Source organism: Rhizomicrobium palustre, assembly GCF_011761565.1.
Taxonomy (GTDB): domain Bacteria; phylum Pseudomonadota; class Alphaproteobacteria; order Micropepsales; family Micropepsaceae; genus Rhizomicrobium; species Rhizomicrobium palustre.
In genome coordinates this window covers 803,908-829,922 of sequence record NZ_JAASRM010000001.1, presented here as the reverse complement: position 1 = coordinate 829,922, position 26,015 = coordinate 803,908, and the positions used below count along the sequence as shown (strand labels likewise).

General features: G+C 59.5%; 21 protein-coding genes. 13 read left to right on the top strand and 8 right to left on the bottom strand.

From position 1 onward, the window contains the following. Nucleotides 1–144 precede the first annotated feature (144 nt). From FHS83_RS03565 to FHS83_RS03550, 4 genes are all read left to right on the top strand, one after another. Nucleotides 145–2,817, top strand: coding sequence for a glycoside hydrolase family 3 C-terminal domain-containing protein (locus tag FHS83_RS03565; protein WP_167080979.1), 2,673 nt, complete (start codon nt 145–147; stop codon nt 2,815–2,817). 90 nt (nt 2,818–2,907) lie between these two features. Beyond that, nucleotides 2,908–4,983, top strand: a complete 2,076-nt coding sequence (locus FHS83_RS03560; RefSeq protein ID WP_208414205.1) for a hypothetical protein — start codon at nt 2,908–2,910, stop codon at nt 4,981–4,983. A gap of 17 nt (nt 4,984–5,000) precedes the next feature. Next, a complete protein-coding gene (locus FHS83_RS03555; protein ID WP_167080976.1) occupies nt 5,001–6,071 on the top strand; it encodes an alpha/beta hydrolase in 1,071 nt (356 codons plus the stop codon). Nucleotides 6,072–6,176: 105 nt separating this feature from the next. Then, nucleotides 6,177–7,469 carry a M18 family aminopeptidase gene (locus FHS83_RS03550; RefSeq protein ID WP_167080974.1) on the top strand — a complete coding sequence of 431 codons (1,293 nt, stop codon included), beginning with the start codon at nt 6,177–6,179 and terminating at the stop codon, nt 7,467–7,469. 15 nt (nt 7,470–7,484) lie between these two features. Here the strand turns inward: FHS83_RS03550 and FHS83_RS03545 are convergent, their stop codons facing one another. From FHS83_RS03545 to galE, 3 genes are read right to left on the bottom strand one after another with little or no spacing between them, the layout of a single operon-like run. Next, on the bottom strand, nt 7,485–8,750 hold the full coding sequence (locus tag FHS83_RS03545; protein ID WP_167080971.1) for a glycosyltransferase: 1,266 nt from the start codon (nt 8,748–8,750) through the stop codon (nt 7,485–7,487). Between the two features lie 5 nt (nt 8,751–8,755). Next, on the bottom strand, nt 8,756–9,874 hold the full coding sequence (locus FHS83_RS03540) for a glycosyltransferase family 4 protein (protein ID WP_167080968.1): 1,119 nt from the start codon (nt 9,872–9,874) through the stop codon (nt 8,756–8,758). Nucleotides 9,875–9,876: 2 nt separating this feature from the next. Beyond that, a complete protein-coding gene (gene galE, locus FHS83_RS03535; RefSeq protein WP_167080965.1) occupies nt 9,877–10,860 on the bottom strand; it encodes a UDP-glucose 4-epimerase GalE in 984 nt (327 codons plus the stop codon). 277 nt (nt 10,861–11,137) lie between these two features. Between galE and FHS83_RS03530 the strand changes: the two genes are divergently transcribed. Genes FHS83_RS03530 through FHS83_RS03510 form a run of 5 tightly spaced genes read left to right on the top strand, consistent with a single transcriptional unit; the run spans nt 11,138 to nt 16,314 of the window. Next, entirely contained in the window at nt 11,138–12,175 is a 1,038-nt protein-coding gene (locus FHS83_RS03530; RefSeq protein WP_167080962.1) for a lipid II:glycine glycyltransferase FemX, read from the top strand. Continuing rightward, complete coding sequence (locus FHS83_RS03525) at nt 12,159–13,112, top strand: polysaccharide deacetylase family protein (protein WP_167080960.1); 954 nt, start codon at nt 12,159–12,161, stop codon at nt 13,110–13,112. Before FHS83_RS03530 ends, FHS83_RS03525 begins: the two co-directional genes overlap by 17 nt. A gap of 45 nt (nt 13,113–13,157) precedes the next feature. Continuing rightward, nucleotides 13,158–13,874, top strand: a complete 717-nt coding sequence (lptB, locus tag FHS83_RS03520) for an LPS export ABC transporter ATP-binding protein (RefSeq protein WP_167080956.1) — start codon at nt 13,158–13,160, stop codon at nt 13,872–13,874. Then, a complete protein-coding gene (locus FHS83_RS03515; protein ID WP_167080953.1) occupies nt 13,871–15,115 on the top strand; it encodes an LptF/LptG family permease in 1,245 nt (414 codons plus the stop codon). Before lptB ends, FHS83_RS03515 begins: the two co-directional genes overlap by 4 nt. A gap of 8 nt (nt 15,116–15,123) precedes the next feature. Further along, the gene (locus FHS83_RS03510) at nt 15,124–16,314 is read left to right on the top strand and encodes an LptF/LptG family permease (protein ID WP_167080949.1); all 1,191 of its coding nucleotides are present in this window, start codon (nt 15,124–15,126) and stop codon (nt 16,312–16,314) included. Here the strand turns inward: FHS83_RS03510 and FHS83_RS03505 are convergent. Genes FHS83_RS03505 through FHS83_RS03495 form a run of 3 tightly spaced genes read right to left on the bottom strand, consistent with a single transcriptional unit; the run spans nt 16,301 to nt 19,276 of the window. After that, a complete protein-coding gene (locus FHS83_RS03505; protein WP_167080945.1) occupies nt 16,301–16,870 on the bottom strand; it encodes a DUF4833 domain-containing protein in 570 nt (189 codons plus the stop codon). The two genes, FHS83_RS03510 and FHS83_RS03505, sit on opposite strands and share 14 nt — an antisense overlap. Further along, nucleotides 16,863–18,083, bottom strand: a complete 1,221-nt coding sequence (locus FHS83_RS03500; protein WP_167080943.1) for a glycosyltransferase — start codon at nt 18,081–18,083, stop codon at nt 16,863–16,865. Before FHS83_RS03500 ends, FHS83_RS03505 begins: the two co-directional genes overlap by 8 nt. Then, nucleotides 18,080–19,276 (bottom strand): glycosyltransferase, encoded by a 1,197-nt coding sequence (locus FHS83_RS03495; protein ID WP_208414204.1) that lies wholly within the window; start codon nt 19,274–19,276, stop codon nt 18,080–18,082. The genes FHS83_RS03500 and FHS83_RS03495 overlap by 4 nt, the downstream gene beginning before the upstream one ends. A gap of 111 nt (nt 19,277–19,387) precedes the next feature. Here FHS83_RS03495 and FHS83_RS03490 point away from each other — a divergent pair, with 111 nt between their 5' ends. The 4 genes from FHS83_RS03490 to FHS83_RS03475 all read left to right on the top strand — a co-directional run bounded on the left by FHS83_RS03490 (nt 19,388) and on the right by FHS83_RS03475 (nt 24,338). After that, entirely contained in the window at nt 19,388–20,140 is a 753-nt protein-coding gene (locus FHS83_RS03490; RefSeq protein ID WP_167080939.1) for an SDR family NAD(P)-dependent oxidoreductase, read from the top strand. A gap of 174 nt (nt 20,141–20,314) precedes the next feature. Beyond that, nucleotides 20,315–21,238 (top strand): hypothetical protein, encoded by a 924-nt coding sequence (locus tag FHS83_RS03485; RefSeq protein WP_167080937.1) that lies wholly within the window; start codon nt 20,315–20,317, stop codon nt 21,236–21,238. Continuing rightward, nucleotides 21,235–23,118: a hypothetical protein gene (locus FHS83_RS03480; protein ID WP_167080935.1), complete on the top strand. Its 1,884-nt coding sequence runs from the start codon at nt 21,235–21,237 to the stop codon at nt 23,116–23,118. Before FHS83_RS03485 ends, FHS83_RS03480 begins: the two co-directional genes overlap by 4 nt. Continuing rightward, the gene (locus FHS83_RS03475) at nt 23,118–24,338 is read left to right on the top strand and encodes an aminotransferase class I/II-fold pyridoxal phosphate-dependent enzyme (RefSeq protein ID WP_167080933.1); all 1,221 of its coding nucleotides are present in this window, start codon (nt 23,118–23,120) and stop codon (nt 24,336–24,338) included. Before FHS83_RS03480 ends, FHS83_RS03475 begins: the two co-directional genes overlap by 1 nt. 70 nt (nt 24,339–24,408) lie before the next feature. Here the strand turns inward: FHS83_RS03475 and FHS83_RS03470 are convergent, their stop codons facing one another. Together FHS83_RS03470 and FHS83_RS03465 are read right to left on the bottom strand one after the other, a co-directional pair. Continuing rightward, a complete protein-coding gene (locus tag FHS83_RS03470) occupies nt 24,409–25,560 on the bottom strand; it encodes a hypothetical protein (RefSeq protein ID WP_167080931.1) in 1,152 nt (383 codons plus the stop codon). 31 nt (nt 25,561–25,591) lie between these two features. Then, nucleotides 25,592–25,837 carry a hypothetical protein gene (locus FHS83_RS03465; protein WP_167080929.1) on the bottom strand — a complete coding sequence of 82 codons (246 nt, stop codon included), beginning with the start codon at nt 25,835–25,837 and terminating at the stop codon, nt 25,592–25,594. Nucleotides 25,838–26,015 lie beyond the last annotated feature (178 nt).

Genomic DNA, 26,015 nt, shown 5'->3' with positions numbered 1-26,015 from the left:
TTCGGGCCGCCGCTCATCCCGGCGGCCCTTTTTTTATCTCACAACTAGGTGAAACCGCATCGCAAGGGAGTTTTCCTTTGCGCATGGTAGCGTTATCGTCTGACAAAATTTCCGCCCGGCATTGCATAAAAAGAAGAGATGGAAATGAGGAAGCCAGTCCAACGATCCGCCCTGGTGACATCCGCGTTGACGGTTGTTTTGACTGCGTATTTTGCAGGCCAGGCGTTCGCCGAATCCCCCGTCGCACAATCGGAAGAGAAGGCGGCAAAGATCGTTTCCCAGCTCACGCTGGATGAGAAGGTCGGCCAGCTTGTCAATGTCGCGCCCGCCATCCCGCGGCTGAACATCCCCGCCTATAATTGGTGGACGGAATCCCTACATGGCGCCATCGGCGCCCTGCCTGCCACGAATTTCCCCGAGCCTATTGGGCTTGCCGCCACTTTCGATGATGCGCTGGTGCATAAAGTTGCCGCCGTCGTCAGCGAGGAAAATCGGGGCCTTCATGCCTTAGCGCGCCAAACCGGTCGCCTTGGCACCATCGGAACCGGCCTCGATACCTGGTCGCCCAATATCAATCTCTATCGCGATCCGCGCTGGGGCCGTGGCCAGGAGACCTATGGCGAGGATCCGTTTCTGACGGCGCGCATGGGCGTCGCTTTTGTGCAAGGCATGCAAGGGCCAAATCCCGATTTCCCGGACATCATCGCCACGCCGAAGCATTTCGCGGTGCATTCCGGGCCGGAATCGACTCGCCATCACGCCAATGTCTTTGTCTCCCCGCATGATCTGGAAGACACCTATCTGCCGGCCTTCCGCGCTGCGATTGTGGAAGGCAAAGCCGGCTCGATCATGTGTGCCTATAACCGCGTCGATGGTCAGCCCGCCTGCGCCAGTGATCTTCTTATGAAAGATAAGCTGCGCGACGCTTGGGGCTTCAAAGGCTATGTCGTGTCCGATTGCGATGCGGTGAAGGACATCGCGGCCAACCACAAATACGCACCCGATCAAGCTGCTGCCGTGGCGGCAGGGTTGAAAGCGGGCGTCGATAACGAATGTAATAACGATACCCTTTCGGGTGGCGGTCCTGCAGTTGCCGCACGCTATAAAGAGGCTTTGGCAAAGGGGTATATTTCACAGGCCGATATCGATCAGGCCTTGGTGCGCCTCTTTGCGGCCCGCTTCCGTAACGGCGATTTGAAAGGGCTTGAACGTCCCAATGAGCGTCCCGCCCGCATTCCGCTGATCACGCCGGAGCATACCGCGCTCGCGTTGACCGCCGCGGAAAAAAGCCTGGTGCTCCTGAAGAATGACGGCATTCTACCGCTCAAATCTGATGTGAAGATCGCGGTGGTGGGGCCGCTTGCTGATTCCACCCGTGTCTTGCGCGGCAATTACTCGGCGCAGCAAACAGGCACACCTGTTTCGGTGCTTTCGGGCTTACGTCAGGCGCTGCCGGGTGCGTCCATAACTCATGTGCCGTTCACGCCGTCTTATACCGATGGCGATTCCGTGCCGGAATCCGCGCTGCAAACGCCCGATGGCAAGCCCGGTCTTCTGGCGCAGTATTATGATGCGACCAGCAAGCCACCGGCGGGCGATCTTCCTTATCCCGAGATGATGAAGCAGATGGCCGCGATGAGTTTCGCCAAAAAGCCTTCGGTTTCGCGGATCGAGCCCAACATTGCGGCGCGCGGCAATGCGCTCGGAAAAGTTGCCCAGCATCATCGCGTGGTGTGGACCGGCTTCCTGGTTCCACCGGAAAGTGGCACCTATCGTATGGCGCTCACCGGCTTCATGGGATCGCTGAAGCTCGAGGGCAAGGAACTCGTCAAGCTTGACAAGCCCGTTTGGGGCGGCTTGCCGACTTTCGTCAATGTCACTTTGGAGAAGGGCAAGAAATACCCCATTGAGGTGATGACCGAGGCGCATGGCCTTTCCAGCATCGATATGCTCTGGCAGCGCGTCAGCGAAAACGCCGATGCAGAGTTGGCGAAAGCGGCCGCAGGCGCCGATGTGATCGTGGCGGTGGTAGGCCTTACCTCCAGCCTCGAAGGCGAGGAGATGCCGGTGCAGATCGAAGGCTTCTCGGGCGGCGATAAGACCTCACTCGATATCCCTGCCGATCAGCGCGCGTTGCTCGAAAAGGCCAAGGCGACCGGCAAGAAGGTCATTGTCGTCGCCATGAACGGCAGCCCGATCGCGCTCTCATGGGCGAAGGACAATGCCGCCGCGATTGTCGAGGCTTGGTATTCGGGTGAGAAAGGTGGCGAGGCGGTCGCCAATGTGCTTTCCGGTAAAACCAATCCCGCCGGGCGTTTGCCGCTCACCTTTTATGCCTCGGTGAGAGATCTCCCGCCCTTTGAGGATTACTCCATGAAGGGCCGCACCTATCGCTATTTTACCGGTACGCCGGTCTATAGCTTCGGCTATGGTCTCAGCTATACGAGCTTTGCTTATGCGCCGCTCGCCATTGAGGGCTCTCCCGAAAAAGGCCTCACGGTTACAACGGATGTCAGCAATACCGGCGCGCGCGAGGGCGATGAGGTGGCTGAGCTTTATCTCACCCCGCCGGCATTCGAAGGGGCGCCACGCCTTGCCTTGCGCGGCTTTAGCCGTGTCAGCCTCAAGCCCGGCGAACACAAGACAGTGCAGTTCAAGCTGAACCCGCGCGATCTGTCCTTTGTTACCGCCGATGGCGTGCGCCAGATCGTACCTGGGCAATACAAAATCGATGTCGGCTCGGCGCAGCCCGCAGCCGGCATTCCACATCAATCTGGGGCCTTCACGGCGACTACGGCGGTGAAGATACCAGACTAAAAAGGATTCGCTGACAGGGCCCACCAAGAGGACTTTGCAGCGAGGCGGCACAGCCGGGGTTGGCTTGCCGTTCAACAGGGAGGAGTGACAGTGAATACAAAAATTTCCCGGCGCCATGCGCTGGAGAGCGGACTTGCACTTGGTCTCATCTCGGCGATGCCGTTGCGGGCAGCCGATGCCCCGGTGCTTTCGGCTATCATCGATACGGCCAAGACTGGCCATCCGATCGCCGATTACATGTATGGCGGCTTCATCGAGCATATCGGCAACCTCATTAATTACAGCTTCTGGAGTGAGGTGCTCGACGATCGCAAATTCTTCGCCCCTGTCGACTCCAAGCCGCAGCCCAAGCCAGAAGGCCGCGCCATGCGTATGCCGCCGGCCAATAAGTGGGTGCCGGTCGGTCCTGATGCTGATGTGACGATGGACACCACCGCGCCTTATGTTGGCGCCCATAGCCCGGTCGTGCATTTGGCCGGAACGTCGCCGCGCGGTATTGCGCAGGCTGGTCTGGCGCTCGCCAAAAAGGGATATGTCGGTCGCGTGGTGATAGCGGCGGATCCGGGGGTGGAACTCTCGGCGACCTTAAGCTGGAAGGGCGGCAAGGAAACCATCCCGCTGACCGCGGGCAAGGAATGGACCAAAGTCCCGCTAAAATTCACGGTCAAAGCCGCGACCACCCAAGGCCGTCTTGAAATTACCGGCAAAGGCTCGGGCACCTTCAAGGTTGGTGCTGTCTCGCTGATGCCAGCCGATAATATCAAAGGCTTCCGTGCTGACACCATGGCGCTGATGAAAGAGCTCGATTGCAAGATCATCCGCATGCCTGGCGGCAACTTCATCTCCGGCTATGACTGGAAGGATACTATCGGCGATCCCGATAAGCGCCCGCCGGTCATTGATCCGCAGTGGAACTTTGCTCAGCCCAACGATGTCGGTGTCGATGAGCTGATCCAGATGTGCCAGGACATTCTGGGTGTCGAACCTTATTGGTGCATCAATACCGGCTTTGGTGAGCCACGCTCCGGCGCCGAGCTGGTGGAATATGTCAACGGTGCCGCCACCACCGAATGGGGTGCCAAGCGAGCCGCTAACGGCCATGCCGCGCCGTACAAGGTGCATTACTGGAATGTCGGCAACGAGATGTATGGCCATTGGCAGCTCGGCCATATGTCGCTGGAACACTACACCATCAAGCACAACCTTTTCGCCGATGCGATGCGTAAGGTCGATCCCACCATTTACATCGTGGTGCCGGGCGGCTTCATCGATGAAATGACGACGGGCCAAGGCATGATGATCGATTCCGGCAGCCGCCTGGTCGAATATGGCTCCGAGCGCGATTGGGCTGGCGGCATGCTGGCGAAAAGCTGGGGCAAGTTCGATGCGCTCGCCACCCATGCGTATCCGCCGGAAAACAAGCATTTCAATTTCACCACCGGCAAGAATGAAGACATCACTCAGAGCCTGGTGGAATGGGCGCAGGCACCCGCCAATCGCGTTGCCACGATGGGCGATTGCTGGGACGAATATAAAAAGCGTTTCCCCAAGCTGAATGAAGGCAAGGTCAAGGTCTTCTTCGATGAGTGGGCCTATCACTTCGGCCAGGACTACAAAGGCTGCCTCGCTATCGCGCGCACCTTCCATGAATTCTTCCGCCGCTCGGATTATATCGATATGGCGGCTTACACCATGGGCATGTCCTGGCTGGATTATAACCGTACCGACTCCGTCATTTCGGGCTCGGGCCGCGTCTTCCAGCTCTACATCAAGCATTACGGCAAGATTCCGGTGGCTGTGTCGGGTAACTCACCGGTTCCTCCGCCGAAATATCCCGCTGGCGGCGATCAGCCCAAGGTCAATACCGGCTCCGCCACCTGGCCGCTGGATGTCTCGGCTGCGCTCACCGCGGATCGCAAGACTCTGGTCGTTGCCGTGGTCAACGCCACGGAGCAGAGCCAGAAGCTCGATCTGGCGCTGGAGAATGTGAAGTCCGCCGCACAGGGCCGCGTCTATCGCCTCGTCGGCAAAAGCCTCACGGCCGCGAACAAGGTCGGCAAGGCGCCGGAAGTTACGATCGTTGAAGACAGCTTCGATGCCACCAAGAAGCGCTTCGATATCGCGCCTTTGGCCCTCGCGCTCTATCATTTCCCGCTGGTCGGCTAAGCGAAAGGATTTGATTCATGCGTTTTCTAACCATTGCGGCGCTGAGCTTTGTGCTCGGCGCCGGATTGGCCCCGCAGAGCCTGGCACAACCGGCGCAAAAGCCGCCGCTGGTGGTGCCTCCGCCAGTGCCAGGGGCTGCGCCGGTTACCGTCGAGCGCATCAAGGTGCATGGGGTGTCGCTGGAAGGAAATCTCGAAGGCAATTCACCTGACCGCGATGTCATCGTCTATCTGCCGCCGAGCTATGCCAAGAATCCGAACAAGCACTATCCTGTGCTTTACGCCTTGCATGGCTATACCCTGACCGCGGAACGCTGGACGGGCGAAATCAAGACCCCGCAAACCATTGAAGGGGCATTCGCTACCGGCACTCATGAGATGATTATCGTCATCGCCAGTGCGCATACCGTGCATAATGGTTCGATGTATTCCCAATCGGTCACCACCGGCTTCTGGGAAGACTTTATGACCAAAGATCTGGTCAGCTATATCGACGGCCATTATCGCACCATTGCCAAACGCGAAAGCCGCGGCATTGCGGGCCATTCGATGGGTGGCTATGGCACCCTCCGAATTGCCATGCGCCATCCCGATCTTTATGCGGCCTTTTATGCGATGAGCCCGTGCTGCCTTTCCATGCGCGCGGCCCCTCCGACGGAAATGGCCAAGAAGCTCGAAGCAGCTAAGGCTGCGGGCAAAACCGAGGGTCTCGATTTCATGACCCAGGCCTCTTTCGCGACGGCTGCCGCTTGGGCGCCCAATCCAAAAGACCCGCCCTTCTATCTCGATCTCCCCACCAAGGATGGCGTGCCTGTGCCTTCGGTTCTGGCGCGCATGGCGGCCAATTCTCCGCTCGCCTTGATCGATCAGAACGCCGCGAACTTGCGCAAGTACAAAGCCATGGCGATCGATGTTGGCGATCAGGACGGGCTTAAGACCGATGCGGAGGAATATCACCGCATCCTCGATAGCTATGGCATTGCCAACAGCTTCGAAATTTACAGCGGCGATCACGTCTCCAACGTGGCTGACCGGATGCAGAACCATGTTCTGCCGTTTTTCTCGAAAAACCTGAAATTCGAAGAGTAATCCTCCTCGCCTCCCGGCATCTGCCGGGAGGCACCTTTTTCACCGAGCCTTGAACCGTGGCGGGCTTGGAGTAAAACTGGCCCGTCATTTCATGATAGGCCCAGCGTGTATCCTGAACGCTTTCTTGCTTTCCTCGAAAAATCTGCCTCGCCTTACCACGCCGTTGCCGAGTGCGCGGCGCAGTTAACAGCGGCAGGCTTCACCGAACTCGCCGAGAGTGCGCGCTGGCAGCTTGAGCCGGGCAAGGGCTATTTCGTGGTGCGTGGCGGCAAGGCGATCCTGGCATGGCGTCAGGGCCTTGCCAGCGCGGCGGAAGAGGGTGTGCGCATCATTGTCGCCCATACCGATAGCCCGGTCCTAAAGGTTCGTCCCCGCCCGGATATGAAGTCGCGAAACTTGCGCTGCCTTACGACCGAGATTTATGGCGGTCCGCTGCTTTACACCTGGCTCGACCGCGATCTGAAACTCACCGGCGCGCTCTATTGCGGCGAGACCGCCATCGAACGTGTGCTGGTCGATTTGGACGAATTGCCGGTCCGTGCGGTCTCTCTCGCCATTCATCTGCGCCAGGATAAGGGCAGCGACACCTATACTTTCGAGCGCGAGAAAGATTTTGCGATTGTCGTGGGTGATGGCGAAACCGCGGGTCTTGATCTCATCCACAACGCGGTCACGCAAAAGCTGGGTCGCGATCCCGGTCCCATCCTGAGCTTCGATCTTGAACTGAACACCACCGATAAGCCCAAGCTGGTGGGCGAGAACGGTCGCCTCATCAGCGCCCAGCGCCTCGATAATCTGTTCTCCTGCTACACCGCCCTGACGGCGCTGATTGAAAACCCCGCGCCTACGTCTTGGACCAACGCCATCGCGCTCTATGATTCCGAAGAGATCGGCAGCCGAACCCATACCGGCGCGCAATCCAACACCATGGACGGTATCCTGCATCGCATCGTGGCGGCCTCCGGCACGGCGGAAGAAGACATCTGGCGCGCCAAGGCCCGCTCAGTGGTGATCAGCGCCGACATGGCCCATAGCGAGCATCCGGCGTTTGTGTCTGCCACCGATCCCGTCACCGTGCCCGAGCTGAACAAGGGCCTCGCGCTGAAGAGTGGTGCCATGGGTAATTACGCCATCGCGCCGGGTGCCGAGGCATGGTTCTCGCTCACCTGCAAAAAAGCGGGCGTGCCGCTGCAGCGCTTCCGCTATCGCTGCGATCATGGCCGCGGCAGCTCCATTGGCCCGATCATGACCACCGTGCTGGGCATCACCGGCATTGATGTCGGCTCGCCCATGCTCGCCATGCATTCGGCGCGTGAAATGGCGGGTGCGGAGGATCTGGCCTTCGCCATCCATGCTTTCGCTGCGGCCTTCACCACCGAAGAAAAGCTTCCGGTCTAACCTCGAATGGCGGGCTTAACGGCCCGCCACCCGGAACATCTCGGCCTGGAGTTTCAGCGCGTGTTTGCGGGAATCGAAATCCTTCTCGATGCGCGCCCGCGCCGCTGCGCCATGAGCCTTGCGCATTTCGGGGCTGCGGAAATACTCCAGGAACGCGCCTGCCAAGCCTGCAACATCCGCCGGTTCGCCGCTGAAGAGGCGCCCCTCCACGCCGTCATTGATCATTTCGGCGATGCCGCCCATCGCGAAGGCGGCAATGGCTTTGCCCATCGCCATGGATTCCATCACCGCGCGGGGCAGGGGATCAGGGTACACGCTCGGAACCACGGCGACATCGAGATCAGCAACATAGGCGCGGGGATCGGCACGGAAGCCGATAAAGTCGAAGAATCCGTCGAGGCCGAGCTCGGTCACCAGGGCGCGGCATTCGGAAAGATGATCGGGCCAGATATCCTGCGGGGTATCGCCAAGAACGATGAAGCGGCAGCGCGCGCGTTCTTCGTCTGAAAGCTGGTCGTGCATGATCTTGGCGGCGCGGATCATCTCCATATAGCCCTTGCGCGGCACGATGCGGCCATGGCTGCCGAAAATCACGATGTCGTCGGATAGTTTCAGCTCTTTGCGCAACGCCGGTTCCACGCCTGCACTATCGAATTCCTCTATATCGAGCGCGGTCTGGATCGCGGCCACTTTTTCGCGGCAATGATCGAATTGCGTCTCGCAAGGTTTGGAAACGCAGATGATCAACTTCACATGTTTGCTGGCGGCAAGGCGCTGATGCAAACGGCGCACCGGCTTGGGCACGTTGGGATAAAGCACATGCCAGATGGCGGGTACACCCGTTACGGCCGCAAGCGCACCGCCCAGAAATCCAGCAGAGGTGCCGTTGCAGAAAATGAGATCATATTTCTCGCGCTTGATGCGGCGCACTAAGCGGCCAAAGCCAGTAATCGCGCGTCCGACATTGCCAATCGTACGTGCAATTTTCATCGGCAGCGGTGCGTCGAAATCCTCGCGCTCCATATTGCGCGATAAGGGCTCGAAGGGATGCTCGATCAGCCCGGGCTCATGAAATACCACTTCGCCAGCGTTGTTGGCGATCAGCCGCTTGGAGACGATGCCCTCGCGCGGGATCAGGATGCTGCGATGCACGCGAGCGGGGTCGAGGAATTTGGTGATGTAAAGAATGGTGCGTCCCGGCCCGCCATTGCGCGAGGTGTCATTGATGAAGAGGACACGCAATTTTTCAGCGGTCGCGGGCGAGGAAGTCATTTCAGTCATCAAGATCACGCGGGTTGGAAAGAATGGGACGCTGGCGTCAAGTCCCGGTAAAGGGCGCCATAGCGGGAACACATAAGCTCGAGGTCAAAGCGGTTTTCCACAAAGCGCCGCGCCGCGGCACCGAATTTCGCGGCGATCTCGCGGCTTTGCGCAGCTTCACGAAAGCCAGAGGCCCAGGCCTCTGGCGTATCATCTCGCACCAGCCAGCCGGTCTCATTAGGCTGCACCACTTCCGGCATGCCGCCGCCCGCAAAACCAAGCGTCGGCCGTGTCATGGCGGCGCCTTCGAGCACTGCCAAGGGCAGGCCTTCAGCGCGTGTGGTGTTGATCAGGGCATCGCAAGCGGTGATCGCCGAGCGCGGGTCCGATAAATGGCCGAGGAAGCGTACGCGACTTTCCAGGCCCAAACTCCGCACTTGCGCTTCAAGCTTGGCACGCTCGCCACCATCTCCGGCCAGAATGAGATGAGCCTCCGGCACATGCGCCATGGCGGCGATGGCGATCTGAAGCCGCTTTACCGGATCAAGCCGTCCGATCGCTGCGAAGGTGAAGGGGCCTTGTTGCGGCGGCGGTACCGGCTGAAACCGGGCCATATCAATACCGTTGAGGACAACGCGGATTTTGTCTTTGGCTTCGGGCGCGGCTTCCGCCACGAACCCGGCCACATAGGCGCTTACCGCCGCAATCGCCGTGGTGTGCTCTATCGCCCAATGCCGGTAAATCCCGCAGGTGGGATCGCGATAATGGCGTGTGCCATGTTCGGTGCGCAGAACCGGAACCCCGCAGCGAAGTCCCGCTCGCGCTGAGAGCATATGCGAGCCATAGGTATGGCAATGGAGCACATCCGGCTTGTGCTTGGTCACAATTGCGCTCAGCCAGGCAAGGTCGGCGGGACCAAAGCTGCGCCAGAGCGTGGCTAAAGGATTTTCCCGTACCGCGCCGCGGTCAAACACTTTGATGCCTGCATCCACAAAAAGCACGCGCAGTTTTGGGTTTGGCGTCATCAACGCGATGGCGTGATCGGCCTTGGACACCTCTGGCCGCGTGGCGAGATTGACGAGGAAGCGTTCGGCGCCGCCCACAGCGCCTGCCACCACCACATGCAGGATTTTCAGGCGCGCCATGCTCAGCGTTTGTCCTTGAGCTTGCGTTCCCAAGCCAGCGCATGGGCGACGATGGCGTCGATATCGTTCCAGCGCGGCGTCCAGCCGGTGGTCGCGCGCAAATGGTCGGATGCTGCTACGGCCATGGCCGGATCGCCTGCGCGCCGTGGCGCATAGCGAACAGGAAACTTGTTCCCTGTCGCGCGCTCTACCGCAGCCAATACTTCCAGCACCGAAAACCCCCGGCCATAGCCGCAATTGGCGATCAGATTTGTTTTATTCGCACGCAGATATTCCAGCACATCGAGATGGGCTTCGACCAAATCCGAAACATGGATGTAATCGCGCACGCCTGTGCCGTCCGGTGTGTCGAAGTCTGTGCCGAAGACCTTCATTTCCTCACGCTGGCCCAGCGCGGTTTCGCAGGCCGCTTTGATGAGATGCGAAGCCTTCAACGTGGATTGGCCAACACGCCCCTGCGGATCTGCGCCCGCGACGTTGAAATAGCGCAAGGCCGCATAATGGAAATCATGCACCTTGGCGGTATCGGCCAGCATCTGCTCGGTCATGGCCTTGGAAGCGCCATAGGGTGAGAGCGGCTTTAAGGGCGCGTCTTCCGGGATGGGCACGATTTCCGGATTGCCATAAACGGCGGCGGTCGAGGAGAACACGAAAGTCTTCACGCCACCCCGCACGGCTGCCGCGATCAGCGCCTGGGATTTGACGGTGTTGTTGAGATAATAGCCAAGCGGGTCGGCCACGCTGTCGGGCACCACGCTGGAGGCCGCGAAGTGGATGATAGCCTCGATCTGATGTTCGCGGATGATCTGGTCCAGCAACGCCCCGTCGCCCACGTCGCCCTGTATAAAGGGAACCTCTGCGGGAATAGCCCAGGCAAAGCCGGTGGCGAGGTTATCGATCACAACGGTGGGAAGCCCGCGGTCGCGCAGCGCCAAAACCATGTGGCAGCCGATATAGCCGCAACCGCCCGTCACTAACGTTGCCATAAGGCACTCATAAGCATTTAGTCCTAAACCGAGTTCCGGCCCGAAAGCGCAGCCGGGTAATGGGCGAGATTACGGCCTGCGGTCAACAATGTCCTAAGGGTTGCGGCAGCTTGGCCAGGCTTTGTACGCGCGACAGCAGCGGAACACCAAGGGAACATTAAATCATCCCAGCCTGACCGATCTAACACAAGTTAGGACAATTCGGCCCCGTACTTACAAAAAGCTGCGACGGCTGGGCGGCAGTGTGCGTTTCAACACGCATCACAGGGCCTGCCCAATGGATACCACTTTAGATCTCTCCAGGATTGGCCTAAGGGGACGCGAAAGCGCGGTTGAGGCGAGTTTTGCGGCGGCGCTTTCCCCTATGGATGCGCGCGATTACGACGAGTTCGTCACTAAGGCCCGTGCGGGTCATTATTCGCAGTCGCGTGCCTGGGCCTCCGTGGCCGAGGCGGCAAAGCCAGTTTCGCCCTATTATTTTCTCCTCAGGAAGAATGGCCGGGTGATCGGGGCCGCTCTGGTGCTGCGCGCCAAGATCGCAGGTGTGCCGCTGCCGCTGGCGCAGGTCGAACGCGGGCCTGTGGTGGATCGCATCGAGGACCTGCCCGAAGTGCTTGAGGCATTGAAATCGGCCACTTTGCGCCACGGCATTGCCCGCCTGTCGGTGATGCCTTATTGGCATACGGCGCCCGCCGAGGTCGGCCAAAAACTTGCTGCGCTCGGATTTACGGATCATCAGAGTTTCGCGGGTCGCCATGCCCGTTCCTTGCGGCTCGACCTGACCAGCATCGATCCTGCCGATCCTTTCGCCGCACCGGGCCTTGCCAAGGTCCGCCAGGGCGTGAAGCGCGCCGAACGTGCTGGCGCCACGGCCCGTAAGGCTGTGCCTGCCGATTTGGCCGCTTTCCGCCGCATGCATGAGGAATTGCAGAGCCTTTCAGGCAAAGCCCTGCCGCAGCAAGGCTGGTACGACGCGCTGGCCGAGTACTTTTTCGCGTCCGACACACGCGGCGCCGCTTTTGTCAGCGAGTTCGAGGATGAGCCCATCTCGGTGATTCTCATCACCCGCCATGGCGGTATCGCGACCTATGCGCTGGGGGCGTCTACGGGCAAGAATTTCAAGTTCAACAAGATGATGCTCCCGATGGCCCATGCGATTTTGTGGGCGAAATCGGTGGGCGCCACAACCTTCGACATGGGCGGCATTCCCATGGAAGGCGACCCGGATCCAAAACGTGCCAGCATCGCGGAATTCAAGTATGCTTTCAGCCATACTGAGATTTCGCTGGTGCATGAGCATGTCCGTTGGTTCTGAACAGGTCTTTCTTTGCGTTTCTATCGATTGCGAATGTGACAAGGGGCCGGGCTGGAAAACCCAAAAACCGCTTTCCTTTGCCTCCGTCTCCGACGGCATCATCCAGCGTCTGCACCCGCTCTTTCGCCGCTATGGCGCCAAGCCGACCTATCTTCTTTCGCCTGAAGTGATGCGGGACGAGGCGTCGGTGTCGGCCTTGGCCGTGATCGAAAGCGAGTGCGAGCTTGGAACCCATCTGCATGCGGAGTTTGTCGGTCCGGACGCCCATGTGCCAGAGGTGACGGCCGCTTTTCAGTGTCATGACGCGCCTGCGCTGGAGCGCGAAAAGCTGCGCGAGCTAACAGGGCTTTTCAACGCCGCGTTTAAAAGCAATCCACGCTCCTTCCGGGCGGGGCGCTTCGGCATCGGGGCTCATTCGCTCGGCTTTCTGGCCGACCTTGGTTACAGCGTCGATTCCAGCGTAACGCCCTTCAAGGATTGGGCGGTCGCGGGCGCACCAGAGGTTAGTTTTTACGGTGCTTCCACCCAGCCTTATTGGCCGGTTTACGAACGCCCGGCAGAGGTTTCGCCGAATTCATCTCGGCTTTTGGAGGTTCCGGTCACCATCCGCCCCGGAGCTTTGGGGCGGGCTTTCTCCTGGTTGCCGGGTATTGGGCAGCGGATCGAGCCACGCTGGCTGCGTCCCACCAAAGCCAGCGTGAAGGCGCTGGAAAGCCTCGCTTTGGAGGAAATCGAGGTAAATTCGGGCAAGGGGCGTCCGATTATCCTCAACTGCATGTTCCATAATGTGGAAGTCGTGGAGGGTTTGAGCCCCTATGCCGCCACCAGAGACGAGGCGGATGCCATACTGAACCGCCTCGCCGGGCTTTTGGATTTTGCCGGGCGGCATGGCATCAAAACCATCGGCCTGGGTGACGTTCCGACGGTGTTCTGCTAAACGCCGTATCCCGCAATCCTTTCTTACAGGGCCCGGCTTCACGATATGCTTTGCGTACAGCACCTCAGGAAGTCGCTGGGCGGCCGCCGCATCATCGAAGACGTGACGCTAGAGGTGGGGCGCGGCGAGATTGTTGGTCTTTTGGGCCGCAATGGCGCTGGCAAAAGCACCAGCTTCAAGATGCTGACCGGGCTCATCATCCCGGACGCTGGCAAGATCAGCCTGGATGGAGCCGAGATTACATTTGCTCCATTTTACGAACGGGCGCGTCGCGGCATTGCCTATCTGCCGCAAGATACCTTCGTGCCTCGCACGCTCTCGGTGGAGACCAATCTAAATATCGTGCTGGAAGTGCGTGAACCTTCGGCCAAACGCCGCCGTGCTATTGCAGAAGAACTGCTCGAACTTTTTCATCTTACCGATTTGCGCCGCCAGGCGGTGGGTTCGCTTTCTGGCGGGCAGCGCCGCCGCTGCGAGATTGCCATCACGCTCGCCTGCGAGCCATCCTTCGCGCTGCTGGACGAGCCCTTCGCCCGTGTCGATCCGCAAGCGATCGAGGAAATTGCCGCCCTCATCCGCCAGCTCACCAGCCGCAACATCGGGGTCTTGATCACCGATCATAATGCGCGTGAGCTGCTGCACATGGTGAACCGTTCTTATGTGATCGAGAGTGGCCGCGTTCTTGCCCATGGCACACCCGAGGAGCTGGTCGATAATCCCGATGTGCGCCGGGTTTATCTGGGTGAGGAGTTCCGCATATGAAGGCCAGCGGTATCCTGGGCACGATTCTTTCGGCGGCGCTCTCGGTTTTGCGTTTCGTGGCGGGACCCTTTGCCCAGCTTTATGCGCGCCGCTTTTTTGGCGGTGTGGCCTTGCTGGTTTTTGTGGTGATGGTGCTGTTCGAGGCGGTGTTCCTGGCCGAGCGCTTTCCGATGGTGTTCCGCGCCGTCTATCAGCATCACGCAGACCCCACCGCGTCTTTTGTGCTCTTGATGTGGAATTCGACCCAGGTGGTCGATCTCGCGCTCGCTATTGCGGTCCTGGTCGGCGTCTATTGGACCACGCTGCGCCTGCGCGAAAATCGCGAGCTTCTGGTATTGGTGGCGGCGGGCACGGGCCCCTTTCACATCGTTAATCTGGTCTTGATGGTGGCGGTGCTGGCGCTGATCGGTTCGATTACGGTCTCAGGCGTGCTCGATCCCGCCGCGCGTTTTGCTGAACGCCAATTGCTGTTCAATGCAGAGTTCCGCGCGCTGCGCACCGGCATCAATACCGGCCAGTTCTATGAGTTTCCGGGCCGCGTCGCTTTTGCGCCTGCCCATCGTGCCGCCAAGAATGCTGGGCCAAACGCCTATCAGACGCGCGGGCTCTTTGTGTATGAGGACATCGCGCCCGGAAAATTCCGCGTCGTCACGGCCGATCACGCGCGACTTGAAGGTCCGGATGCGCAAGGCAGTATCGTCTTGAAGCTCGGTGGCTTCACCTCGCAGAGCTTCGCGGCTGCCACACCGGGTGAAAACGCGAATGCCGAGGGCGGCAAGACCTCCCATATGGGGCTTTTGTCGGGTGACGTGACCCAAGCGATGATGGCTGACCAGCTTCTCACCTTCGAACCGCGTGGCAGCCATGCCGAGGAGATGTCGATCTTCGATCAGTTCGCGCAAGGTCAGTATGTCGATAACGCCCGCCATCGCGAGGATATGCGCCTCCTGGGTGAGCGCCTGTCGCGCAGCTTCCTCTGTCTTCTGGCGCCGTTCATCGCGCTTGCCTGCGTGTGCATGACCAACCGCAAGACCAATTATTTTGCGCTGCCGCTCGCCTGCATGGCGCTGATGAGTCTGAACGTCACGTCGGTTTGGCTGGTCAAGGTGATTGTGCCACTTGATCCCTGGGGAGCCTTGCGTACACCTGCGATTGTGACTGCGGTTCTGGCCGCGTTGCTTCTGGCCGAGATTTACCGCGAGCAGGCCAAGCTCGCCCAGCCGCAATTGGCCCGCCCATGATCACAGACATGACCACAAGCCCGACGGCGAACAAAACCAAGAGCGCGCGCATCGTGCTGGCGCCCTTTGGCCGTCACACCTGGTATATGCTGAACAGCTATATCCGCAATGTGCTGACGGTCACGTCGATCCTGCTCGCCATCGGGCTGACCATCGATCTGTGGCCGCAATTCCAGCAGATCGCCGCCACCGGCTCGGATGCGTTTTCAGCAACGCTCGCCATTGCCCGTTTCGCGCTGTTGCGCACGCCGGGCATCATCTCGCCGCTGGTGCCCTTCGCGACTTTTATCGGTGTGTTGTGGGCCGAGGTCGCCCATACCCAATCGGGCGAGCGTATGCTGATCTGGAATAGCGGCCGTTCTCCTATTCAATGCCTTGCGCCGGCGCTGTTTCTGGGTCTGCTTTTGGGGGCCACCGATTTCACTATGGATGCAGCGCTCGGTCCCGCCTCGATGGGCATTCAGATGCGCGAGCGTTTGGGCCGTGATGGCGAAACGTTGGACCGTAACACGCTCTCCAAACCCGCTTGGATCGCTTTGCCGGAAGGCTTGTTGAAAGCCCAGATTCAATACGGCCCGCCGCCAGTGCTGCATGATGTGGCGCTGTTCAGGCGCGATCTCGAAGGGCGCATTCTAGAGGTCTACACCGCACCCGTAGCGCAGTATGAAAACGGTCGCTGGCATCTTCTGAACGGTCAGTTTTGGCAGGCCGGCAGCAATGGCGGACCGCGTTTTGGTATTTCCGGGCGTCAGGTGATGCAGCCATTCGATGAGCGCGTCGTCGCGCTCAATCTCGATCCGTTATGGCTCAGCTGGTACAATCTGGTGCCGCAATATATCCCGCTGCCGGTCCTGGCCAAGCTTGCGGCCTCCGATGCAGTGCCGGATGCGCATGGCCAATACGAAACACGGCTTTATGTGGTCTTGGCGGGGGCGCTATTGCCCATGGGCATGGCCTTGCTTGCGGCCTCCCTGGCGATGCTGTTCCTCGCTTATGGCACTTCGGCGCCGCAGCTCATCGGTATTGTCTTCGGTGGCTATATGGCCCATTTCGCCATCAAGGCTTGCCTGATCATGGGCCAGAACGGCTTCATCCCGCCGCTCTTTGCAGGCTTCACCGTGCCGGTGATCTTGTTCACCGCGACGGGTATTGTGCTCTATGTCTGCGAGCGCCAGCGCAAACGGATCACTGCCGGGTGATGTGCTCGTGCAAGGCCTTACCGTTTTCGCGATCGATGCCGAAAAGGTCTAGTGAGGGCACATCGGGCATCAGGCCCTTATCGACGACTTCCAGGTAGATATAGGAAATCGTCGCCCAGCGATTGCCGAATTTGGTGAACACTTCCGGCGTCCCCTTGGCATCGAGCCCGATATAGAGCGTGCGCTCGGGCATGGCGGCTACCTTGAAGCTATAGCTGCCGTTCGGCCCATCATGCTTCACCGATTTGATTCCATAGGCCATCATGCGCTCGACGAAGTTCAGCGATTTCTTGTGCCCATCGACATTGTACCAGCGCCAGAAAGCGGTGATCGGCTCATCCTTCTGAAGCTTGCCGTCCTTGTCGAGATTGGCAGCATAAATCACCGTGTTCGAGTTGGATGAGCGCTCGATGTAGAAAACCTGATTCGGCTCTGCGGGCAGGGGATATTCGGGATGCAGCCGCGGAATCTTGTCGAGTTCCTTGACCTCGCTTTTGCTGGTCGCGGCCATCGCGGGCACGGCGAGAAGAAGGGCGAGCGCAAGAGACTTAAACATGTTCCGGGGAAACATACGCATCCTCGCAAATCACGGGTTCACGCAGGCGAATAGGTTTGGTGAGCTGGCTTTCGAACAGGGCAAACAGCTTGTCGAAATGGCCATCCAAATCACCGATCCGCTCCTGGGCGGCAGTCACTGCCGCGCGCGAGAGCACAGCACGGTCTCGGATCAGAATTTTTGAAAGCGCCCGTGCGCCATCTTCGGCTTCGCCCGGCGTATAGGTTTCGGCATAGGCAGGCGCGGCAAGATCAGCAGCGCCGCCGCTATCGGGCACCACCACCGGCGTGCCGCAGCACAACCCTTCGGCCACCGCAAAACCATAGGTCTCCGCGCTGGAGCCATGCAGGATGACATCTGCGCTGGCCAGCATGCGGGCGACAAGCTCTCGATCCTTCACCCAGCCGGCCAGATGCACATTCGGTACCGTATCGGCCTTTGCTTTGATCGTGTTGTGAATGAAGCCGTCGCCGACCACGAAGAACCCGATTTTGTGGTCCTTTTGCGCCAGCTTCACGATCTCGATCAGGGTGGGAACGCGCTTCTCGGGGTGATGGCGGCCAACATTCAGCACCAGCGCGGCGTCAGGGCCAAGGCCACATTGTGCCAGCATCTCGGTGCGCAAGGCCTCATCGCGCAGGCCTGGATGAAAGCGGCTGGTCTCCACGCCAAACGGAGCCACATGCAGGTTCTTCAGGCCGTAGCGCTGGAAGCGTTTGGCGAGCCAGGAACCCGCCACCACGCAGCCATCGAAATGGCTGTTGAGATTGCGCAAATAAGCCCAATACCAGCCGAACAGCATGTCGATGTTCTTCGGGCTGAGCTTTCCGGCCAAAAGCGTTTGGGGATAGACCGCCACCGGGTCAGCATGCATGAACAGCATCTTCACCGCATTGCCGGGCCATTTGGCCGCCAGCCAGCCGCCGCGCCAGGGCGAGGAGCCTTCCAGGATGTCGGGCTTTTCCGCGTCGATGGCGGCGAACACCGCCTCCTTGCCCCAGAACATGCGGTAATTGGGATCGAGCGGAAGCTGCGGGGTCTTGATCCAGATGATCTTGCCGCCTGCGCGCGTTTCGATGCGATCTTCCGTGCCCGGAGCGATCACCGAAAGGCTATGGCCATGGCGCGAAGCTGCGGCGAATTTCTGATCGACATACTGGCGCACGCCGCCCCCGGTTGGGGAGTAGAATTCGGAGATGTCGACGATTTTCATGCCTGCCTCTCACCGGCAATCGCCTGGTAATAGCTCAGCATACGTCCCATGCAATCATCCCAGGAAAAATTCTGTGCTCTTGCGCGCGCAGCCCGTCCCATTTTTGTGCGCAGCGAAGTGTCGGCGGCAAGCCCGCCAAGCCGGTCCGCGAAACCTTCAACGTCGCGCGGCGCAACGAGATAGCCCGTTTCGCCATCAAGTACCAGCGAGCGGCTGCCGCTGGCATCGGCGCAAAGGGCAGGCAGGCCCGAGGCCATGGCTTCCAGCGTGACATTGCCAAAGGTTTCTGTCTCGCTCGGGAAAAGGAAGGCATCGCCCGCCGCATAGGCTTCCGCCAGGGCTTCGCCATGGAGCTGGCCGGTGAAGATGGCGTTCGGCAGCGCGCTTTGCATCATCTCGCGATCAGGTCCGTCGCCGACGATCAGCATCTCATGGGGGACCGCTTTTTCTTCCAGCGCCTTGGCTGTGGCGATTACGCTGTCGAGTTCCTTCTCGCGCACAAGCCGGGAGACGAAGCTGACGACGAAATCGTCAGTCCCAAAGCCATGGCGTTCACGGAAGCCGCTATTGCGCTTGTTCGGATGGAACAGGTCTGTATCGACGCCGCGCGGCCAGAGCTTGAAATTATCGCGCAAACCGTCCGCCCGCAGAATATCCACCATGGAGGGGCTGGGCACATAGACTTCCTGCGCCGAGCCATAGGCGAATTTCAGATAGGACTTCAACAGGCCTTCGATAATGCTCGAGCCGGGATAATGCTTGAGATAGGTTTCGTAGCGCGTGTGATAAGACGCGACCAAAGGAATACCGAGCTTCTTGGCTAACTTGATCGCGCTATACCCAAGGAGGTCGGGCGCCATGGCGATATGCATCAGATGCGGCTTGAAGGCGGCAATCTTCTCGCGTGCCGATTTCGGCAAGGGCGCGGCGCAGCGATATTCGGGGCGGCCAGGCGCCGGGATCGAGGGGACGGGGATCAGCGTGCCGGCATGTTTGAGAGCGGGAGTCTTGGCCACGGGGGCGAAGATCAGCACCTCCACGCCGTGACGCTCGAGATAGCTGACCAGCCGGTTCAGCGTCAGCGCCACGCCGTCGCGAATGTAATTGTAAGAGGTCGCAATGATCACCACGCGCAAAGGCCCATCGGCCGCGCGGTGGTTTGCGCTGAAGGTGAATTTCTCTAAGGCGTTCACGCGTGATATTCGATCGATGATTTCAGTTCTGGGGTCCACCCGGGCTTTACAAGAGGTCGGGGCCATGGCTTTGTCAACCACAACACGCGGAACCGTTAACCGCTTCGGGTCATGACTTTCGCTTCCATTCTCATCACGGGCGCCTCCAGCGGCATCGGTGCGGCGCTTGCCCGCCATTACGCAGCCCCCGGAAAAATCCTGAATCTCTGGGGTCGCGATGGCGATCGCCTCGCCGCTGTGGCCGAAGAATGTCGCGCGCGCGGCGCGACTGTGGTCACGCGCGCGTTTGATGTTACAGAATATTCCAAATTTGTGATCGCGCTCGAAGAGGCGGATGCGGCCCATCCTTTGGATCTTGCCATCTTCAATGCCGGTCTTGGCGGCAGCCTTCCTAAGGACCGAGTGGGCCAAGATGCGCGCCATGCCGAGCTGATGGCGGGGGTGAATTTCACTGCGCCCTGTATCGGCGCCAATGTCGTCGCCGGGCCCATGGCGGCGCGCAAAAAGGGCCACATCGTTCTCGTCGGTTCAGTAGCTGCCGCATTTCCCTTGCCCATGGCGCCGCTTTATTCAGGCTCTAAGGCGGGGCTTGAGATGTTTGCGCAAGCACTGTCACTGCGGCTTCGCCGCCACGGTGTTGCCGTAACGCTTGTTGCGCCGGGTTTTATCGATACGCCGATGAGCCAATCGCTTAATGAACCGCGTCCGTTCTTGATCAGTGCGGATCAGGCGGCAGCAATTATCGCGCGAAGATTGGCGAAAGGGCGCAGGCATATCGTCCTTCCTTGGCAATTTTCCATGATTTTGGGCTTGTCCAAGCTGGTTCCACGCGCTGTTGTGCGGGCAATCCTGTCAGTGTTCTAACGAGCCTTTGCAGGCTTGGTCTTGCCGGGGCGGACATTGTAGTGTCCCGGCGCGTCGCCTATGCGGCTACGCATTCGATTTGGCACATTCCCGCCCGGCTGATTCGGGCTTGTTGTTTCGGGGGCTCTTCTGTCCAACGCGTTCACATCCAAATTCGGCGCGCATGCGAAGTCTATGAAGGCTGCCGCCGTGGCGGCCCATGCGCGTTGGGGCAAACAGGCGCGCCGCGTTGTCAATTGGGGTGTGCCGGCGCTGCTTCTGGTGATCGTGGGGGTGTGGCTCACCAAGGTGGGCTGGGAGAACATCTATCGTTCCCGGCCGGGATCGCTGCCATTCTATTTGGTGCTGCTGGTGCCGTTTTTTGTGCAGCCTATCGCCGACCTGTTCATTTATCGCAATCTCTTGGGTGTCGGGCGGCAATTGCCCTTATGGATTTTTCTGCGCAAGCGCTGCCTTAACTCCATCATGCTCGATTATTCGGGCGAGGTGTATTTCTTCCTCTGGGCACGGAAGAATTTGAAGGTGAAGGATTCCACGCTGCTGCACGCGGTGAAGGATTCCAGTGTCTTGTCGGCTTCGGCTGGCCTCATCGTGTTATGGGTGATGCTGCTGGTTCTGCTCCTTGCGGGGGTGGTGAAAATTCCGGTGGTGTCACGCGGGACTTGGTGGATTGTCGCGGCCGGCACGCTGCCGCTGGTTTTCGCCGTGGCCCTGTTTCTCGGCCATAAGAAACTCACCCAGACCTCGCGCCGCGACATGGTGATCACCTTCGCCTTGCACTTCGTCCGTGCGCTGACGGTGATGTGGCTCGAATATGTCTGCTGGTGGCTTTCCGGCGCGTTGCCCACATCTGGTGATTGCCTGAAATTCGTGGCTTTGCGTCTGCTCGTCACCCGCCTGCCGCTGGTGCCCAACAAGGAACTGATTTTTGTCGGCGTGGGCGTTGCTGCTGCGGGCTTAATGAACATCTCCGCGCCGAAAGTGGCGGCGGTGCTGGTGATCATGACCTTGATTGATCGCCTGCAGGATATCGTAGTGGTTGGCGGGCCCTGGCTGTGGCAGCAATTGCCGCAGCGCCGCCGTGCAGTCGCGCCATGATCTCTCTTTCTAAATCCCTGCGCGTTTGGCTGCGCTCGCCGCTGTTCTGGATTCTTCTAGGCGCAGCGCTTCTGCGGGCCGCGGGTCTGTTCTGGGGGCTGCCGGGTGCCGATGGCTGGGATGATGACGGCGTGGCGCCACGCAATTTTCTGACCGGCCTGGCAGAGACCTATACCCCTGGTCACCACTTCACCTATCCCCCGTTGCATATGTTCTTGCTTGCGCTGCCGAGCCTGCCGGTCGCCATCTATGCCATCGCGCATGCTCCCAGCCTGCACCCCCAGGACGTGATCGCCACCATCACCCAGGTGCCGTACATGACCTATTTCGCGGTCGTGGCGCGGCTCTTCTCGATCGCTTTTTCCCTCGGCACCATCGTGGTGGTGGGTAAGATCGCGGAAGTTCTGGCAGGCAAGCGGGCAGGGCTCTTTGCCTCCGCGGCTTTGGCGCTGAATGCGGCGCTGGTCTATTACGGTGTCGCCACCAACCTTGATGGTCCCTCGCTGTTCTGGGCTTCGCTCAGCCTTTATTTTTTCATCCGGCTGATGGCGTTGCATGAGCTCGCGGTGGTCCGCGGCGCGGCCCTCTCGGCCATGGCGGCGGTGGCGACCAAAGACCAAACCTATGCGCTGTTTCTCTTATCCATTCCGGCTGGTTTGGCCTTGTGGTTCGCGAGCGATGCCTGGGCGCGCCGCTTTGCCCGCCCTATTCTTGCGATGCTCGCAAAATGGGGTGGGGTCGCATTATTCGCGCTTTTGTTGATTGATGGCGCGCTCACCAACCCGCACGGTTTTGCTGAACGCATTGCGTTTCTCACCGGTCCCGCCAGCCGCGATTATGAGCTCTATCAATCCGGGCCGGTTGGTTGGTTGGCGCTTTTGGGCGATGGGATGCGTTTCAGCAGCCGCTACTACCCTCTTCTCGCCACCGCCTTGGCTGTGTTTGGGCTTTTTTCTGCTGTCAGCCGCAAGGAGGGCCGCGCTGCAGCCTTGCTGCCGTTCCTCGCGATACTTTCTTTCACGCTGACATTTAATTTCGTCGCGCTGCGCAGCGAGCCTCGTTTTTTTCTGCCTCAGTCGGTTTTTCTCGCGGTCTACATCGGGCTGGGCTTAGAGATGCTATTGAAATCACGCCCAAAATGGACGCAGCACGCGGTTCAGGCTGTCGCGGGGCTGGCGGCTGGGATTGCGCTTTTCGCCTGTGCCGGGATATCGGCGGCATTTCTCGCTGATCCGCGCTATGATGCGGAGCGCTTTATGGCGGCACATTTTCGCGCCGGTGATCGGGTGGAAATCTATGGCTTGAACGCTTATTTGCCGCGCTTTCCTGCGGGGGTTCAGCTCACCCGGGTTGGGCCTAAGCCTTTGAAGTCGCGCAATCCCTTGCCGCATGTTAGAGAGATCAAAGAGGCATATGGGCTGGTGGCGGCGCGCAACCCGCGCTATTTGGTGGTTCCAGGCTTTTGGGTCGGCGATTACCTAGAATCCAATCTAACGCTTCCCCGGACGGGGCGTATTGTGCCAAAGGTTGGCCGGGCGACCCAACTTGACGTGGACGCGCGAAACTACTTTGGTGCACTGTTCTCGGGGAGGCTCCCATACCGGTTGGTTCGCAAGTCCGCTTACTCTGCGCCCTTGGGACCTGACATTAACGCTTATGAGAGTCTAACTCAGACCGTGTTCATCTTCGAAAGAGACCCTGCGAGGACATTTGAGCCAGTTGTCACAGTTCCGAAATCGGCAGAGACACGGCGCCCGGAGCCCCTTTATGGACGGCTTCGCCCGCTTTACCGGTTCGCAGAAGGAAATGGCGGTTGGCCGGGACTTGCTTTCGTTTCCTTGGGTTATCATATTGAACAGACTTGGGGTTGGGACGCGTAATGGCATCTGATTTCTCATTGGCGGGCCATATCGTCCGGCGGGCGCGGTTGGCCGGAAGTTCGGTTTTGGAGAATGGCAACCCCTTCTTCGCGCCGCTGGATCGTCTGCAAGCTGAAGCCAAGCGTGACGGTGGTCCGTTCACCAGTTTCGCGAACTACGACTATCTCGGGATTTCGGATCACGCAGCGATTCGCGACGCCGCGCATCAAGCGCTGGACCGCGTTGGCGTTGGTGCGCTGGGTTCACGTCTAGTGGGTGGTGAGCGCCTCATTCATGGCACCTTCGAAAAGGCCCTGGCGGAGTTCGTCGGCTCCGAATCCGCGCTCACTCTGGTGTCGGGTTATCTGACCAACCTCACCACGATTTCGCACCTGCTCGGCAAGCGCGACCTGATTATCTATGACGAGCTCAGCCATAACTCGATTATGGCGGGCGTCGGCTCCTGCAAGGCCACCTCGGTAGAATTCCGCCATAACGACATGGAGCATCTGCGCCACGTCTTGAGCGAGCAGCGCGCCAATCATCGCAACTGCCTGATCGTGGTGGAAAGCCTCTATTCGATGGATGGCGACATCGCCAACCTTCCGGAAATCCTGAAGCTTAAAGACGAATTCCAGTCCTGGCTTTTGGTGGACGAAGCCCATTCCATCGGCGTGCTCGGCAAGACCGGTCGCGGCATCTGCGAGCATTTCGGTGAGGATCCGAGCCGTATCGATCTGATCATCGGCACCTTGTCCAAGACCTTCGTCTCCTGCGGCGGCTTTATCTGCGCCCAGAAGCCAGTCCTGGAGTGGATGCGTTTCCTCCTGCCGGGCTTTGTCTATTCCGTGGGTCTGCCGCCTGTGATCGCTGCGGCCGCTGGTGCGGCGCTGCAGGTCATCAAGGATGAGCCTCAGCGTGTCGGCAAGCTGCGTGACAACGCGGTCCGATTCCTCACCAAGGCCAAGGAAGCCGGTCTCTCGACGGGCCCCGCCGAAGGCTATGCCATTGTGCCGATCCACTTCCCGGACATGAAGACGACCATGATGGCGTCGGATCATCTCCTCAAGAACGGCATCTATGCGCCGCCAATCGTGCAGGTGGGCGTACCCAAGGGCCTGCCGCGCATTCGCTTCTTCATCTCGGCGCGCCACAGCTTCGAAGAGATCGATCGTACGGTTGAAACGCTGCGCAGCTTCTCTGCGTCGCTCTCCAAATCGCCTGCGCCGGAACTGGCCTAATCACGATTTATAGCTGAAATACAAAAGGCCCCGGATGTCCGGGGCCTTTGGCGTTTCTGGGGTGAAGGCCTCAGAGGACCTTCTGGAAAATGCGATAGCGCTTGTTCTGCTTGCAGCCGAAGGCGGTGATCATCGCTTTGATGCGCTCGTTGGAATCCAATATCCATGAAACTTCGCCAACCTCGGCGTTGCGGACGAGTTCGCTCTTTTGGCAGTTCTCGATCATGCGCATAGAGACGAGGGCACCAACCGGCGTGCCCCAATATTTGCGCCGGATTCCCATCAGCGCCAAACGACCCGCCTTCACACCCTTGAACTTCAAACGATAGAGCATCTTGAAGATGCCGAAGGGAAAGAGCTTGCCTTTCAGGTCGTGGATGGCTTCGTTGATGTTAGGCAGCATCAGGCCGACACCAATAGCTTCGCCATTATGCTCGCCGAAGACTAACGCGTCCGGCTTGAGAAAAACCTTGAACAGGGTTGCGATCTCTTCGACCTCGGCTTCCGTCATCGGTACAAAACCCCAATTCTCGGCCCAGGCGTCATTGATGATGTCACGGATCATCGCCACGTCCTTGGGGAAATTGGCCTTGTCCATGCGAATGGGCCGGAAGACGAGATCGGCCTTGCGTTCCGTCCTTTTCAGAATGCGCTGAAGATCGGGTGCAAATGGCTCCTGCAGGGGGTATTCATAAGCCAGCACATCCTCAGCCTTCTCGTATCCGGCGTCGGCGATGCGGTGCTGATAATAGGGCAGGTGATGGCCCATCAGCACTTTGGGCGGGGTGTCGAAGCCTTCCACCAAAAGGCCGGGCTCATCCCACATCTGAAAGCTCACCGGCCCCAGCACGCGCTGCATGCCTTGCGCCTTCAGCCAGTTTTCCGCGGTGGAAAGAAGTGCACGAAACACTTCGATATCATCGATGGCTTCCAGATAGCCGAAATGCCCGGTGGCATCGTGATGCTGCTCAAGATGCAAAGAGTCGATCTGGGCCGTGATTCGCCCCACCGGCTCGCCGTTTTTCAGCGCCAGGAAAAAAGCCGCCTTGGCGTGTTTGAAGAAAGCGTTGTGGCCGGGCTTGAAATGAAACTCCCGCTCGATAAAGAGCGGCGGCACCCAATTGGGATCATCGCGGTAGAGCTTATGGGGCAAGCGATGAAAGGCGCGCCAATCGGCTTTGCTCTCGACCGGGATAACGGTCACAGCTTCAGATTGCGTCAAGGCTCTACCCCCTCCAGCGTCAGAGGGTGGCTTAGGCAATGTCTGCCATCAGCGCAACACCCTCGCGGGGTGCCTTGTCGCACAACGTAAATAACCGATCCGTACAGGCGGGCCTCTCTAGATTGTTGAGGAGAGGCACCTGGCCTTCATTCAGCAGCGATGCCATGCGGGTGGCTGTGCGTCCTCGTCGCCCAGTGAGCTTTTCGCTCAAAGCGATGACCCAGCGGCGCCAGCGTGAGCGCGTTTTAAAATCCGAGGTGAATTCGCGGTTGATCATGAACGGCTGCCAATAATCGCGATGCCGATCACGGAAGCGAGCGCATCAACTCTCGGACAGCCTGTGGAAAGCGCGTGAAAGCAAAAAACCGCTCCAAGGTTGAACCGGAAACGGCACGACCCAGTGGGAGACCTGATGGAAGTGCGAGAACGTTTGTGCCGCGAACGAATTCCGCCTT